Consider the following 14,950-nt stretch of genomic DNA (forward strand, 5'->3'; position numbering starts at 1 on the left):
CGGAGCTCGATTACTATCGAAATAAAGCCCCTGAAAGTCTCCTAAATGGTAAATGTTCTTTTTTATTTGTGTAACTGCTTCACAGCCCAACCCTGGTTATGTTTTTAGACAGAAAAATTCTGGAACTTTTTTCAATTTGCCGTAAACATACATAATTCATTCTCCCAAACCTCAAAATATGGAAAGATATGAGGAGGGAAAAGATGAAAGCCAGCTGTGTCAACCAAGAGGATAAACAGGAAAAAAAGCTGAAATGGTGGCAATTGTCCATTATCGGAGTAGGCTGCATAACAGGAACAGGTTTCTTTCTCGGTTCTGCTATAGCAATCAAGGCTACAGGACCTTCCGTTTTGTTAGTCTTTCTGCTGGCAGCTTACGGTACTTATGTAGTTTTTGAAATGCTCGCAAAAATGAGTGCGGATGACCCTCAAAAGGGATCTTTCAGAACCTATGCTAAGAAAGCATACGGCCACTGGGCGGGGTTTAGTTCTGGATGGGTTTACTGGTCGTCCGAAATGCTGATTATGGGCAGCCAGCTGACAGCACTGTCTTTATTTTCACGTTTCTGGTTTCCTCACGTACCATTATGGATTTTCGCTTCAATATTTGCTGTACTGGGTATCATCATTGTTTTAAGCGGAACAAAGACCTTTGAACGCATGGAAAACATTTTTGCAATTGTAAAAATAGCGGCTATCGTGATGTTTTTAATTATCGCAGGACTTGCTCTTGGGGGAGTGCTTGACGGAGGGGTAAAAGAAACCAATGTGCCCCGCACGGTTGGTGAATTTTTCCCGAGGGGAGCGATGGGATTATGGGCTGCGCTAATTTACGCCTTTTATGCATATGGAGGAATAGAGATCATGGGCATTATGTCCATGCGGCTTGAAAATAAAGAAGACGCGCCAAAGTCAGGAAAAATTATGCTGCTGGTACTTGCTGCGCTTTACATTTCTTCTCTTGCTTTAGCAGTCATTATGCTGTCATGGGATAAATTCACAACGAAAGAAAGTCCTTTTGTTCATGCATTGGACAGCTATCATCTCGCATTTGTGCCGCATGTATTTAATGCTGCTTTAATTATTGCAGGTTTCTCTACAATGGCTGCTTCCCTGTATGCAGTCACCAGCATGCTTGTTACACTGTCAAAAGATGGAGACGCACCGAAGCTGTTTTCAAAAAAAGGAAGATTTAAAAAACTTAAAGTTCCGCTTCCTGCCCTGGCCCTAACATCGGCAGGCCTTCTTACATCCATTATCTTAGGGCTTGTTATGCCTGACAGCATATATGAATACATTACAACGGCTGCCGGATTAATGCTGCTGTATAACTGGTTTTTTATACTGATGTCTTCGCATAAGCTCTTAAAGTCAAAGCTAATGGACCATATAAAGAGGGTTTCGGGCATGATCCTGATCCTGCTTGCTGTCAGCGGGACGCTTCTTGAAAAAGCATCAAGGCCAGGGCTGTTTGTCAGTTTGGCTTTTCTGGCAGTCATAGGAGCAGTTGTTCTATTTTTACGGCCGCGCTGGAAAAGAGAAGAGAGGGAAAATCCCCGCCAAGCCTAGTGTTTGCGGGAATTTTCATCCTTATTTAGTGCCCTGAGAAACGGGCATTTTGATGGCGAAGTAGCGTCATCTCTAAGGAAGTACTGCTTCCATTCAAAGTTATCTTCCTGGCCGTACCATTTTAATTCCGGGTGAGGGAGCACTTCATCGTATTTCTGAAGCCTTTCCCTGATTGCCATCTTGATTTTTTCACTTTTGTCACCTGAGGACTGAAATTCCTGAAGAACCCAGCGTGGAGTAAGGGCGAGGGTAAGGTATTTTCCTTTGCGGCTGAGTCTGTTTTCATGTGCAGGTGTACCGCAATAAACAAAATAGGGTTCCCCGTGAAAAGCAAATTCCCATGAATTATCTTCCGGGTTGTCTGAAAGGTGTAAAGGCCATTCCTTTTTATCATGTGAACATGCATCGGATAGCAGCCTCCAAAAGAGCCTTTCATAATCTAATATGCTTGCATCATGAAGAGAGCTGCTGTCAAAAAAAATAACTAGCGAAGAATATTGCCCTGTTCTGTCTAATTCAGCAAATGCCTCCATTACCATTCCCAGTTCCCGTGAAGCACCCTCTTCAGCAGGATTTCCTATAAAAGCATACCTAAAGTGGTCCTTTGCATAGCCCAGCTGAGCTGGAATGCAAGGGAATTTACTGCTTTTGTTCTCCATTTTTTCACAAAAGGCATAATAAGCATCAAGCTTCCATTCTTCAAGAGCAGCAGAATAATGTTCCAGCTCTTCTTTATTGTAAAGTTGCATTCTCCCAACTCCCCTTTCACTACAGACTATTTAGGGGAAGGAGAATAGGTGAATGTCAATTTGCTAACTTAGCAATGCTTTCGCAGCTTGAAATCCAAAATACAAGCCGAACCCGATCAGGGAAAGGCCGGATAATACAGACACCCCAACCAGTATGGTATTGGTTAGAAACTTTCGGAAAGAACTTGCAATCAGGGCCATGGTTACATCCCAAAGGAGCAACCCGATGAAAATGGCACCGCTGTATAAAATAAGTTCCCCCGTGCCATAAGAGGATGCAGTTTTTGCAAGAACAGATCCATAGATCCCAAGCCAAAACAAAATGGTCAGTGGATTAGATATGGACATAAGAAAGCCAGATAAAAAGGAAATAAGCGGCGGTTCGGTCCCTTTCGTGGAACGGGCATCCAATTTTCCTGCACCCATAATGCTTTCCACTCCTGTATAAACTAATACAAAAAATCCAAATAGCCATAGGAATGTTTGCATAAAAGGAGTACTAAGAAAGTTGACAGTGCCTATATAGACTAAAACCATATAAATAGCATCAGCCGTCATAGCCCCAAGGCCGACCATCCAGGAGCTCAAAAATCCTCCTTTAATCCCCCTGTCAAGCTGTGCAGCATTAACCGGCCCAATAGGTGCTGCCAGAGAGAGCCCCAATATGATATAACTGATAAAAATACTCACATTTCTACCTCCTGCTCCGTCTCTTAACCTGCTCGTACATATTCTATTCAGAGCAGTACGCTTGTACGACAGGAGGTTTAAAATATTTAAGGATATGAAGGACAAAACTCAGTGGATGATTAAGTGAAATGTCTTTCATAAGGCTGATGAAGGACAAAACTCAGTGGAAAAGCTGGAGAAATGTCCTTCATAAGGGGGATGAAGGACAAAACCTCAGTGAAAAAGCTGGTGAAATGTCCTTCATAACGCCAATGAAGGACAAAACTCAGTGAAAAACCAATAGAAATGTCCTTCATAAAGAGTCTCGCCTTCTTCACGAGAGTCGTTTAACCCTTCAGTAGATAAAGTGTCTCCTTAGAATCTAAAAACATAAAAAGACGAAATCAGATAGATTTCGTCTAACAGGCCAGATAATTTGGTGTGTAATGCCATTTATTTTTTCCTTACGACATCAAATAACCCTGAGCCGATAATGTCCAGTGCAGACTGCATTCTTTCGTGGGACACATTGTCCGCAATGGTATCCTGAGGTGTATGGTACACCTTTTCAATGTGATAGACCAGCGGATTCCAGCTGTCTACGCCCATCCAAATGAATAGAGCAGCAGGTATGCCTGCATTATGGAAAGGAACATGATCACTTGATCCAAAAGTGCCTGGCAAGATATCAGAGTTGCCGAGACGGGTTCCGGCAGCAACTGCGGAATCTGTCACAATGTTTCTGCTTCCATCAGGTGTCATTGCGTATAAATTTTTTGCTTTTTCATAGCTTGTTGCTACCATGTCAGGCACAAATACAGCTTCTATAGCATCGCGCTGCTTTTGATTCAGCTGATCCACATAATAGCGTGCACCTAAAAGTCCTCTTTCCTCAGAGCCAAAGGCAATAAATTTTAAATCTTTATCTGTATTATACCCTTTATAAACTCTTGCAAGCTCCAGCATGAGTCCGACGCCTGAAGCGTTATCATTTGCTCCGGGAGCACCGACGACACTGTCATGATGGGCGCCAAGTATGACTTCTTTTCCCTCAGGATTCTTAGATTTTGCTTTTTTAACAGCAATCACATTGACAGACTGCAAATTGGTAAAGTGTTGTCCAGTTAGTGAAATTTGTTTTCGTCCCGCTGAAATTTCATCTTTAAGCCATTCTCCATGAATATAGGAAGCTCCAAAAACCGGAATATCATATTTAACTGGAAGCGATGGGTTAAAGGCTTGTCCATAATTTCCTCTGCTGCCCACTAAGCTTTGCAGAATTACTCCTGCTGCTTTTGCTTCTGCTAAAGCTTTCACTTGAGCCTGATAACTAGCGGTTGTGTTTCCTCTAGGCACCACCACAATTTTGCCTTGAACGTTCTTCAGGCTTTCCGGATCCGTATTCTCTAAATAAACTACCTCCGCTTTAACGGGGGTGGAACTGATTTTACCGTTTGGTGCAGCACCCATCTCCCACACACTTCCATTCGACAGGGTTACATGAGCTATGTACTGATCAGCTACTGGGAAGTACTGATATTCTACGGAATAACCATAGCTTTTCAGTGTTTTTGCAATATACTCCGCTGATTTCTTCTCTCCTTGGAGTCCGCCGGGCCTGCTTCCAATATTCTCAGAAAGATATCTTACATGTTCAATTGCTCTGGCGGCATCAACCCTGGCAACAACTTTTTGATCCTGCGGAGAAACGGCAGGAGGTGCTGCATAAACGAAAGTGTAACCTGCAGATCCAAATAGTAGAGAAGCGGACAAGACAGAAACTAAGAGTTTATTTTTTTTCACTGGCATAAAGGCCTCCTTAGGGCTATCTAGTATGCTGAAAGATTACAATGTAATTTTCTGCATCTCTATCTTTATCATAATCTATGGATTCTTTTACCAAAAGGTAGAATATTCTCAAAATTACGACAAATAATTGGAGGTGTTTTGACCCTCAAGCACCAGTGGGAGACTGTGCCATTTGTACTGGATGTCTCTTCAACTCTTGCTGGAAGAGTGAAAGCGCTAAAATCATGTAAAAACTGTTTTCTGCATCTTGCAGTTTCGCTACAATAGGGATAAGACAAAAGCTGGAGTGAGTAAATATGAAAACAAGAGTCCCCATATCCCCAAATGATGCACTGAGCAAAATCATGAACTTCAGCTGTACAGGAGAAGTTGAGGAGGTTTCCCTAAGTCATTGTCTTGGCAGGTTTCTTGCAGAAGACATACATGCTGATGAAGATATTCCGCGGTTTCATAAATCGCAGTATGATGGTTTTGCGATTAGAGCGGAAGATACAGCCTGTGCTTCCTTTGAAAACCCAATTACTTTTAAAGTCATTGACCATATCGGTGCAAGTTCAGTTTCTTCGAGTGTGGTAGGGGAAAAGACAGCGGTTAGAATCATGACGGGAGCCAAAATTCCGGAAGGCGCCAATGCTGTAGTCATGCTGGAGCATACAGTCATCTCCGGGCAATCTTTTTCATTACAACATCCAGTAACATCCGGCTCTGCGATTATATGGCAGGGTGAAGAAACAAAAAAGGGCAGCCTGCTGCTGCAAAAAGGTAGAAAAATCAATTCAGGGTGCGCAGCGTTGCTGGCAACGTTTGGGTTTCATGTAGTACGCGTGGCCAAAAAGCCGCTTGTAGCCTTTGCTGCAACAGGGAGTGAGCTAACAGAAGTCCATGAGAAAATGCAGCCGGGTAAAATTCGCAACAGCAATGCAAGCATGATTGAAGCTCAAATCCTGGAAGCGGGGGGAATCCCTCTCTATCTCGGTATATTGGAAGATAATGTTTCCCTCAGTGTAGATGCAATAAAAAAAGCATTGCAAAAAGCAGACATCGTTATTACAACTGGAGGTGTTTCTGTCGGGGATTTTGACTATCTTCCGGAAATTTATCATCAGCTTGGGGCGGAAGTTCTATTTAATAAAATCTCAATGAGGCCGGGCAGCGTGACCACCGCAGCAGTACTGAATGGCAAACTGCTGTATGGGCTTTCTGGAAATCCTGCTGCATGTTATATCGGATTTGAGTTTTTTGTTCGGCCTCTGTTGATGAAGCGCCAGCATGCTTCAGACATATATTTAAAAAGAATTTCAGCGCGTTTAATGGGGAAAAGTTTTGAAAGCAATTCTTTTACACGATACATAAGGGGCAGACTGGTTTATCAAAATGGTACTGTTTTTGTTGAACCTGCCGGAATGGAAGGGTCTCATGCAGTCACCTCCCTTACTGATGCTGACTGTTTAATAGAACTTCCAGGAGGAAGGGAGAAGCATCTGCAAGGTACATTGGTAACTGCTGTTCTGCTCGGAAAGATGGCGGAAAATAATGAAAAAGCAGCAGCTCCTATTAAACAATATGAGGTTACCGACCAACCCATTTCTGTTGAGGAAACAGTGAGCAAGGTCATGTCAAGAAATGCAGGAGCCATCACGACATTTATCGGTACAGTCAGAGAGCTGACAAACGGAAAGAAAACACTGTACCTTCAATATGAAGCCTATCAATCTATGGCAGAAAAGCTGCTGCAAGACATCGGCAGGGATATCAGCGAAAGGTGGCCGGGAGCCAGGGCAGCAATTTCTCACAGAACCGGCATCCTGCAGATCAGCGACATCGCTGTTGTAATTGCTGTGTCCACACCTCATAGAAAAGAAGCTTATGAAGCTAATGCCTATGCAATAGAAAAAATAAAAGAGCTGGTTCCGATATGGAAAAAGGAGTACTGGGAAAACGGTGAGTCATGGATCGGTGATCAGCAGGAACAGGTATCCTATCCAGAAGGAGAACCTCCGGGAGGCAATCATGGTTAAAATTTTATTATTCGCTGAGCTTCAGGAATTTGCAGACACGCAGGAAATCATTCTGAATGAAGAGAGTATCACGGTAAAAGAGGTTAAGCAGCTGCTCGTTGAATACTATCAAATAAAACAGCTGGATGCCTGCATGGCTGCCATAGATGAAGAATTTGCAGGAGAAGATGATATTGTCCAGTCAGGTCAAACACTGGCGTTTTTGCCGCCGGTCAGCGGGGGATGAGGCATACAGTAATCATCCTTCATGTTATTCTGGTTTTTTTTCTATGCAGCTGCAGGGGTGCTGATGGGGAGGATGAGATTCTTGTTTCTGCTGCAGTCAGCTTGTCTCAGCCTCTCCAAGAGATAGGAGAAGCTTTTAAGGAGAAGTATCAGCAATATAGCTTAACTTATCATTTTGGCGGATCTGGAAGTTTAAAATTTCAAATTGAACAAGGTGCTCCTGTTGACATTTTTATACCTGCAGCAGAAAGTGATTTAATGGACTTGGTAAGGAGTCATAAGGCAGACTGCAGGAATATCAGAAAGCTGGTATCAAATTCGCTTGTTCTGGCAGTGCCTAAAAACAGCAGCAATATTCATTCTTTTGAAGATCTTGCAGATGAAGCAGCCGGTAGAGTGGCGGCCGCTTCTCCTGACACAGCCCCGGCAGGAAGATATGCAGTACAAGTACTCGCTCATTTTGGCATCAGCGAAACAGCAGGAGATAAGATTCTTTGGGCAAAAGATGCCAGACAGGCACTTTTATATGTGGAAGAGGGACAGGTAGACGCCGGGATCGTTTATCGAACGGATGCTCTTTCCTCTAACAGAGTTACAATAGCCGAAGATGCGCCCTCGAACTCACACTCCCCAATTGTGTATGCAGCCGGGTTAATGGAGATTTCAAAGGATAAATTAGCAGCAAAAGATTTTCTGGCATTTCTTGGCACGGAAGAAGCTAAGAAAATCTTTTGCAAACATGGCTTTCAAGGGGAGTGTACAGAAGGTGACTAATGATTTTTGGGCGCCGGTATTGCTAACTCTCCAAATCTCATTAGCTGCGGCTGTCATTGCAGGGTGTACAGGCATTGCGGCTGCAGCTGCTATGCACAAAACATCATTCAAGGGAAAGCTATTAGCCGAAACAGCTTTCATGCTGCCCTTGTTCCTGCCTCCTACTGTAGTAGGATTTTTGCTGCTGATCCTATTGGGTAAAGGAAAAAATTTCGGGCTTCATGTTCTGTTTACAAAGGAAGCCGCTGTGTGCGCTTCAGTCGTAGTGGCATTTCCTTTAATGTATATGGCAGCTAAAACAGGTTTTTCTGCCGTGAGTGAAGATGTGCAGGAAGCTGCAAGAATAGATGGTGCAAGGGAACTTCAAGTGTTTTCGAGAATTCTTCTTCCTCTTGCTGCAAAAGCGCTGACAGCCGGTCTGGTTCTTAGTTTTTTAAGGGCAATGGGAGAATTCGGGGCAACCCTTATGGTAGCAGGCAATATTCCTGGAAAAACCCAAACCGTTGCAACAGCAGTGTATACAGCAATGGAGACAGGAAACACCGGGATGGCTGCTCTATGGGCATCCACCCTGATTCTAGTTTCTTTTCTGTTATTTTTAATTGTAAGAATGCTGGAAAAAAGTTAACTAAGTAAAGAGAGGGAGCCTAATGAATCAAGACTACCAGGAAAAGCTGAAAAAAGCACAATACTTTGTGAATGAAAGGGCCAAGGACATTCAAGGAACACAGTGGAGACAAGCTTATCATATTTCTGCACCGGCAGGCTGGATAAACGATCCGAACGGCCTTGTACAATTTAAAGGAGAATACCATGTTTTTTATCAATTCCATCCTTTTGATCCCAATTGGGGCCCTATGTATTGGGGGCATGTGAAAAGCAGCGATCTTGTCCATTGGGAACACCTTCCAATCGCGCTCGCCCCTTTTGAAGCTTATGATAAGGACGGCTGCTTTTCTGGAAGTGCTGTGGTGGATCAAGACATGCTCAAACTCATCTACACAGGTAATCAGTGGCTGCAAAGCGATCACAGTGAGTTGAAACAGGTACAATGTCTGGCAGAAAGCAGCGATGCTGTTACATTTAAAAAGTATCAAAGCAACCCAGTACTCTCCGAAGTGCCAAAGGACGGCTGCAGCCACTTTAGAGACCCAAAAGTCTGGAAGTATAAAGAAAAATGGTACATGGTGCTTGGAAGCAAAAAAGAGGAAAAAGGAAATGCTTTGCTGTATTCCTCTAAGAATCTTATAGACTGGGACTACCTGGGAGTTCTTGCTGCAAATTCAGGGGGAAATCTCGGATACATGTGGGAATGCCCTGACTTCTTTCCTTTGAAAGACAAGCACATTCTTCTTCTTTCTCCTGAAGGAATTCAACAAGAAGGAAATCAATTCGTAAATCTCAAGCAAACCGGATTCTACATCGGTGATTTTGATTATGAAACCTTGAATTATACTCAGGAATCATTCAAAGAACTGGATAGCGGCCACGACTTATATGCAGCACAAACGTTTGAAGACAGCAAAGGGAGAAGAATTCTGATTGCCTGGATGGATATGTGGGAGTCTGAGATGCCTACAAAAAAAGATGGATGGGCAGGAGCACTTACATTGCCTAGAGAGCTGTCACTCAACGAGAAGGGCACCCTGCTGATGAATCCAGTTGAAGAGCTGACTGCACTAAGAGAAGAAAGAATACTTCAGCGAAAGCATTTGTGGGTGGAGAAAGCAGAAAAGCTTGCAAGCGGACTGTTGATGGAGATAGAAGCAGAATTGAATTTGTCAGCTTCTTCATTTAGTGAAGTGGGCTTTGAGTTTCGTGCATCAGGGAAACAAAAGACCATCCTCTCTTATTCCAGCAGTAATGGTGCACTGTCACTGGACCGCAGTCAGTCGGGAGAAGGACCTGGAGGGAAGAGAGTGGTCTACCTGGATAACAGGCAAACTCTCAAACTAAGGATATTTCTTGATAGATCGTCAATTGAAGTTTTCATTAACGAGGGAGAACATACACTTACTTCACGGATTTATCCCGATGCGGAAAGTGATGGAACAATTGTTTTTGCTGAAAACGGAAAGGCTATGTTCAGCCATCTGTCTCTCTGGAGGTTAAAGGATATTTGGTGAGTATAGATGAATAATAGACCCTGCACAAAAAGTATGAAAAGGAAAGTGAAGAAATGAAAGTGAAATTGCAAGAAAGCAGCAAAGAATGGCCAGCACATTTTCAACTGCTCAAACAAGAGATTGAGAGCCTCACAGAGCCCTTGCTGCCTGCTATTGAGCATATAGGCAGCACATCGGTGCCTGGACTGAAAGCAAAACCTATTATAGATATTATGGCAGGAACAGCAGAGGAACAGCATTTGAACCTTATTCCGAAATTGCTGATGCCTCATGGTTTCTCTTATATGGAACTTTATAACAATGAACTGCCTTTTCGCCGCTTCTTTATTCTGCCAAGGAAGAAATTCCGGAGCTTATACCCGGAGATCATGACGGAGAGCAATGCTTTTGCAATACCACATAAGCACCGTTTATGCCATCTGCATGTGGTACGTTATAACTCAGGCTGGTGGAAGAATCACCTCCTATTCAGGAATTATCTCAGAATGCATCCTGAAGACCGCGCTGCTTATGAGCAGCTGAAAGTTGAGTTGTCAGCCAGAGACTGGAGGCATGGAAATGAGTATGCTGCAGCCAAATCAAGCTTTATAGAAGGTGTTCTTGTGAAAGCAGGAAGGGGAAAAGAATATGGATAAAATTTTTGTTCTTTATGGAAGCTCTCGGGAGAATGGAAATTCAGAACAGCTTGCTTCAATTGTATTAGAGAATGTACCTCACACAGCAAAATATTTAAGAAACCTGACTGTATTTCCAATAACCGACCTGCGACACGACAGCTCAGGCTTTCAAGACCAACATGATGACTATGATGAGCTGATAAGGGAATTTATGGAGCATGACACGTTTATATTTGTTACGCCGCTTTACTGGTATGGAATGTCAGGCAGTATGAAAGACTTCTTTGACAGGTGGTCTCAGGCTATGAGAAGCAGCAATTATTCACTCAAGGAAAACCTGAAAGGGAAGCGGGCATTTGTGCTGATAACAGGCGGCGATAACCCAAGGGTGAAAGCATTGCCGCTTGTTCAGCAATTTCAATATATTTTTGATTTTGTTTCTATATCATTTGAAGGCTATGTAATTGGGAAAGCTAATCAGCCCGGCGATATACTGAATGATGATCGTGCCATAACCGAGGCGAAGCTGTTACGTTCGCTTTTTTCACCTTAATTGTTTGTTAAAGGACCTCCGGAATAGCCGGGGGTCCTTTTTCATGCCTCTGTTTTCCGAAATTTCTTAAAAACTTTGGTCAATTTTCCTTTAAAGAAGTCATAGTGTTAAAGATGGAAAAGCTAAAGGGGGAAAATAGCTTTGGAAACTTTCAGGAAGTTAAAAGTATTCTATTATCCGTTCAGAAGAGATTTTTTTCTATCACTGTTTTTCTTGCTGCTGTTAACGTGCATGACTGTCATGTATCCCATCATTCTTCAGCAAACAATCGATGAAGTGATGATTTCCGGTCGGTATGAGTTTATTCCGTGGATTGCAGGAGGCTTTTTTCTTATTATGCTGCTGAAAGGAGCAGCCACTTACGGTCATCAATATTTAGGGGATATGTTTGGAATCAGGACTGTGTTTCACTTAAGAAATAAATTGTATGAAAAGCTGCAAATTCTTTCTTTTAAATATTATGACAATGCAAAAACCGGAGATCTAATGTCAAGACTCACAGCTGATGTTGAAGGTTTTCGATTCTTTTTATCTTTTGGTTTTGCCGAGCTGCTGAGATTTTTCCTTTTAATCGGCATCAGCCTGGTTGTGATGTTTTACTATTCAGCGCCACTTACATTGATAACTGTTGCAGCCCTGCCATTCTTGGCAGCTGCAGTCTACAGGTTTGATAAGCGCGTTCATCCTGCCTTCAGGGGAATACGAAAATCGTTTGGAGAGCTGAACACGAAAGTTCAGGAAAACATCAGCGGAATTCAAACAGTTAAATCACTATCCAGAGAAGATTTCCAGACTTCCAGATTTTCAGATTCAAATGAAGACTATAAAGAAAAAAATATGCAGACCGCGAATGTATGGAGCACCTACTTTCCCTTGATGGAATTTATCGGGAACCTGACAGTCATCGCATTGCTTTTTTATGGCGGGTATTTAGTGATTCAAGGAAATTTAAGGCCTGGCGAGCTTGTTGCTTTTTTCAGCCTGGTTTGGTATATTCTCTGGCCGATTATGAATCTGGGATTTGTCATCAACTTGTTTTCTCAATCAAAAGCGTCGGGGGAAAGACTGCTGGAAGTACTGGAAGCAGATGAAGAAATATCCGACGTAAAATGCCAGGAAAAACTCATAAAAGGGCATGTTGCATTCCGTCATGTGTCCCTGTCTTATAGTGAAGGGAATGAGGAAGCTTTACATGATATTAGTTTTGAGGCAGTCTCAGGCCAAACTATAGGCTTAATCGGTGCAACAGGCTCAGGGAAGACCTCTATAACTCAGCTATTGAGTCGTTTTTACGAACCGTCAGCCGGAACGATAATGATAGATGGGAAAGATATTAAGGAATATTCCTTACATACTTTACGCTCCAGCATCGGAGTTGTTCTGCAGGAATCTTTTTTGTTTTCCTCAAGTATTAAAGCAAATATAGCCTATGGCAGACCAGAAGCTCCCATGGAAGACATCATATCAGCTGCAAAAATTGCCAAGGCACATGATTTTATTATGAAGCTTCCGGATGGGTATGATACCTTGCTCGGTGAAAGAGGAATGGGGCTGTCAGGAGGTCAAAAACAACGAATTGCAATTGCCCGTTCCATTTGCATCAATCCTTCTATACTGATTTTGGATGATGCTACAAGTGCAGTTGACATGAAAACAGAAATGAACATACAAGAAGGCTTTCGACATATGCTGAATAACTCAACGACGTTTATTGTTGCACACCGTATCTCTTCCTTAAAGCATGCTGATCAGATTCTCTTCATTAAAGATGGCAGAGTGGCTGAACGAGGCACACATGATGAGCTTCTAAGAAAAAAGGGTGCTTACAAACGAATATATGATCTTCAGTACAAAGACCATGTTATGCAGAAAAATGCAGCAGGGCAGGTGCTATGATGAAGCATAAAAAATTCATTTTGGAACGATTTCAGTATTCTACTGAATCTGTCATTGATAAACCTTTTAACTGGAAACAAATGGGCAGGCTGCTGAAATACTTAGTACCTTATTCCAACAGTCTGCTTCCTTTAGCCTTTTTCACGGTGATTCTTACTACTGCAGTCAGACTGCTGATTCCAATATTTATCGGTGTGTACACATTAGATCATGCCATTCAAAACAAGGATATGCGTCTTCTCACTATGCTGGCAGGAGTGATTGCTGGGCTGTATTTAATTTCTTATATCGCCAACGTTTATAGAATACGCTGGATGAATAAGCTTGGACAGCATGTGATATTTGATATCAGACGCCATCTGTTTACCCACGTACAGTCCTTGTCACATCGTTTTTTTGACCAGCGCTCTGCAGGCTCCATCCTGGTCAGAATCATGAATGACGTGAACTCCTTACAAGAGCTGTTTACAAGCGGCGTGATTAATTTGCTCATGGATATTCTTCTTTTGGCTGGGGTATGTGTAATTTTGTTTACTCTTAGCCCGGAACTGACGGCGGCGATTATGCTGATTCTGCCGATCATGTTTTTTATCTCTACAAGCCTGCGGAAAAGTATACGGAGGTCCTGGCAGGAAGTAAGAGTAAAGCAATCTAAGCTGAACTCCCATTTAAATGAAAGCATTCAAGGAATTCGAGTGACTCAAGCTTTTACACAGGAAAAAGAAAATAATACTTTTTTTAAAGGCATCAACAAAGAAAACCTGCAAAGCTGGAGAGAGGCTACTCAGAAAAATGCATTATTCAGACCGCTTGTTGAAATGACGAATGCAGCGGGCACTGTTATATTGCTGTGGTATGGAACACATTTAATCAGCACAGATGCGATTACAATAGGTGTTTTTGTATCTTTTGCTTTTTACCTGGGAATGTTCTGGGAACCCATTTCTAGACTTGGCCAGGTCTATAATCAATTATTGATGGGTATGGCATCATCTGAAAGAATTTTTGAGTTCCTTGATGAAAAGCCGCTTGTGGCAGAAAGAAGAAATGCCCGCAGGCTGGAAGATATAAAGGGGGATATTGAGTTTAAAGAAGTCTCCTTTTCATACAGTGCAGACAGACCTGCGCTTAACAATGTTTCCCTAAAAATATGGGCAGGGCAGACTGTTGCTCTGGTAGGCCATACAGGCTCAGGCAAAACAACCATTGCAAACCTTGTAGGCAGATTTTATGATGCTGATGAAGGAAGCATTAAAATAGACGGCAGGGATATCAGAGACATTAAAATCAACAGTATACGCAGCAGAATCAGCGTTGTGCTGCAGGATACATTTATTTTCTCGGGAAGTATCATGGAAAATATCAGATTCGGCAAGCCGGATGCCAGTGATGAAGATGTGAAAGCTGCCGCTATTGCGATTGGTGCTGATGATTTTATCTGCAAGCTTCCCGACAAATATGATACTCAGGTAGAGGAGCGGGGAAATGTTCTCTCAGTCGGCGAACGGCAGCTGCTGTCATTTGCACGAGCACTCCTGGCAGATCCCCGTATCCTCATCCTGGATGAAGCAACCGCAAGCATAGACACTGAAACGGAGCTGAAAATACAGCATGCGCTCAGGAGGCTGCTGCAAGGGAGAACATCAATCATGATTGCCCACCGGCTTTCAACCATAAGAGAAGCAGATAAGATTTTTGTTTTGGAAAACGGATTTCTTATGGAAGAGGGAAATCATGAAGAACTTATGAAAACAGCAGGAATTTATCATGGGCTGGTGACGGCCCAATTTGTAACTTCAGAATAACAATAGATCGCAGGATGTACTAAATACATCCTGCTTTTTGTCTAGAAAGCGACAAAAACTCTGTTAATCTCTCAAATTTTTATGGTTTTTCCCAATTTTTTGTTAGATAATAAGAAATGTAAAATACAATATTTTTCTATT

At 42.6% G+C, this 14,950-nt stretch carries 13 protein-coding genes and 1 pseudogene; 11 read left to right on the forward strand and 3 right to left on the reverse strand.

Annotation, left to right across the window (positions count from 1 at the left end; translation table 11 throughout):
* Positions 1-203 precede the first annotated feature (203 nt).
* Complete coding sequence (locus tag GJU40_RS05440) at positions 204-1,568, forward strand: amino acid permease (protein ID WP_154306744.1); 1,365 nt, start codon at positions 204-206, stop codon at positions 1,566-1,568.
* Here the strand turns inward: GJU40_RS05440 and GJU40_RS05445 are convergent.
* The 3 genes from GJU40_RS05445 to GJU40_RS05455 all read right to left on the reverse strand — a co-directional run bounded on the left by GJU40_RS05445 (position 1,565) and on the right by GJU40_RS05455 (position 4,795).
* On the reverse strand, positions 1,565-2,317 hold the full coding sequence (locus tag GJU40_RS05445) for a YqcI/YcgG family protein (RefSeq protein WP_154306745.1): 753 nt from the start codon (positions 2,315-2,317) through the stop codon (positions 1,565-1,567). The two genes, GJU40_RS05440 and GJU40_RS05445, sit on opposite strands and share 4 nt — an antisense overlap.
* Positions 2,318-2,380: 63 nt before the next feature.
* Entirely contained in the window at positions 2,381-3,007 is a 627-nt protein-coding gene (locus tag GJU40_RS05450; RefSeq protein ID WP_343031414.1) for a LysE family transporter, read from the reverse strand.
* 432 nt (positions 3,008-3,439) lie between these two features.
* On the reverse strand, positions 3,440-4,795 hold the full coding sequence (locus tag GJU40_RS05455; RefSeq protein WP_154306746.1) for a M28 family metallopeptidase: 1,356 nt from the start codon (positions 4,793-4,795) through the stop codon (positions 3,440-3,442).
* Positions 4,796-5,091: 296 nt separating this feature from the next.
* Between GJU40_RS05455 and GJU40_RS21195 the strand changes: the two are divergent.
* The 10 genes and pseudogenes from GJU40_RS21195 to GJU40_RS05505 all read left to right on the forward strand — a co-directional run.
* A pseudogene (locus GJU40_RS21195) lies at positions 5,092-6,309 on the forward strand (molybdopterin molybdotransferase MoeA); the annotation flags it as partial.
* Positions 6,289-6,813, forward strand: coding sequence for a molybdenum cofactor biosynthesis protein MoaE (locus tag GJU40_RS21490; protein WP_484502501.1), 525 nt, complete (start codon positions 6,289-6,291; stop codon positions 6,811-6,813). The pseudogene GJU40_RS21195 and the gene GJU40_RS21490, both read left to right, overlap by 21 nt.
* A complete protein-coding gene (gene moaD, locus GJU40_RS05470) occupies positions 6,806-7,039 on the forward strand; it encodes a molybdopterin converting factor subunit 1 (RefSeq protein WP_154306747.1) in 234 nt (77 codons plus the stop codon). The genes GJU40_RS21490 and moaD overlap by 8 nt, the downstream gene beginning before the upstream one ends.
* Positions 7,036-7,812 (forward strand): molybdate ABC transporter substrate-binding protein, encoded by a 777-nt coding sequence (gene modA / locus GJU40_RS05475; RefSeq protein ID WP_154306748.1) that lies wholly within the window; start codon positions 7,036-7,038, stop codon positions 7,810-7,812. The genes moaD and modA overlap by 4 nt, the downstream gene beginning before the upstream one ends.
* On the forward strand, positions 7,805-8,440 hold the full coding sequence (modB, locus tag GJU40_RS05480; protein ID WP_343031415.1) for a molybdate ABC transporter permease subunit: 636 nt from the start codon (positions 7,805-7,807) through the stop codon (positions 8,438-8,440). The genes modA and modB overlap by 8 nt, the downstream gene beginning before the upstream one ends.
* A 22-nt stretch (positions 8,441-8,462) precedes the next feature.
* Positions 8,463-9,938 (forward strand): glycoside hydrolase family 32 protein, encoded by a 1,476-nt coding sequence (locus GJU40_RS05485; RefSeq protein ID WP_154306750.1) that lies wholly within the window; start codon positions 8,463-8,465, stop codon positions 9,936-9,938.
* Positions 9,939-9,991: 53 nt separating this feature from the next.
* Positions 9,992-10,573, forward strand: a complete 582-nt coding sequence (locus GJU40_RS05490; RefSeq protein ID WP_154306751.1) for a GrpB family protein — start codon at positions 9,992-9,994, stop codon at positions 10,571-10,573.
* A gap of 1 nt (position 10,574) precedes the next feature.
* Positions 10,575-11,108: a flavodoxin family protein gene (locus GJU40_RS05495; RefSeq protein ID WP_343031424.1), complete on the forward strand. Its 534-nt coding sequence runs from the start codon at positions 10,575-10,577 to the stop codon at positions 11,106-11,108.
* Between the two features lie 141 nt (positions 11,109-11,249).
* Positions 11,250-13,004 carry an ABC transporter ATP-binding protein gene (locus GJU40_RS05500; RefSeq protein WP_154306753.1) on the forward strand — a complete coding sequence of 585 codons (1,755 nt, stop codon included), beginning with the start codon at positions 11,250-11,252 and terminating at the stop codon, positions 13,002-13,004.
* A complete protein-coding gene (locus tag GJU40_RS05505; RefSeq protein ID WP_425481199.1) occupies positions 13,001-14,809 on the forward strand; it encodes an ABC transporter ATP-binding protein in 1,809 nt (602 codons plus the stop codon). The genes GJU40_RS05500 and GJU40_RS05505 overlap by 4 nt, the downstream gene beginning before the upstream one ends.
* Positions 14,810-14,950: the final 141 nt, after the last annotated feature.

The organism is Metabacillus lacus (assembly GCF_009674805.1).
Classification (GTDB): Bacteria; Bacillota; Bacilli; order Bacillales; family Bacillaceae; genus Metabacillus_C; species Metabacillus_C lacus.

What these genes read in the sequence shown, in the direction of transcription:
- GJU40_RS05440 (WP_154306744.1), top strand. Translation starts at nt 204, where the DNA reads ATGAAAGCCAGCTGTGTCAACCAAGAGGATAAACAGGAAAAAAAGCTG.
- GJU40_RS05445 (WP_154306745.1), bottom strand. Translation starts at nt 2,317, where the DNA reads ATGCAACTTTACAATAAAGAAGAGCTGGAACATTATTCTGCTGCTCTT.
- GJU40_RS05455 (WP_154306746.1), bottom strand. Translation starts at nt 4,795, where the DNA reads ATGCCAGTGAAAAAAAATAAACTCTTAGTTTCTGTCTTGTCCGCTTCT.
- moaD (WP_154306747.1), top strand. Translation starts at nt 6,806, where the DNA reads ATGGTTAAAATTTTATTATTCGCTGAGCTTCAGGAATTTGCAGACACG.
- modA (WP_154306748.1), top strand. Translation starts at nt 7,036, where the DNA reads ATGAGGCATACAGTAATCATCCTTCATGTTATTCTGGTTTTTTTTCTA.
- GJU40_RS05485 (WP_154306750.1), top strand. Translation starts at nt 8,463, where the DNA reads ATGAATCAAGACTACCAGGAAAAGCTGAAAAAAGCACAATACTTTGTG.
- GJU40_RS05490 (WP_154306751.1), top strand. Translation starts at nt 9,992, where the DNA reads ATGAAAGTGAAATTGCAAGAAAGCAGCAAAGAATGGCCAGCACATTTT.
- GJU40_RS05505 (WP_425481199.1), top strand. Translation starts at nt 13,001, where the DNA reads ATGATGAAGCATAAAAAATTCATTTTGGAACGATTTCAGTATTCTACT.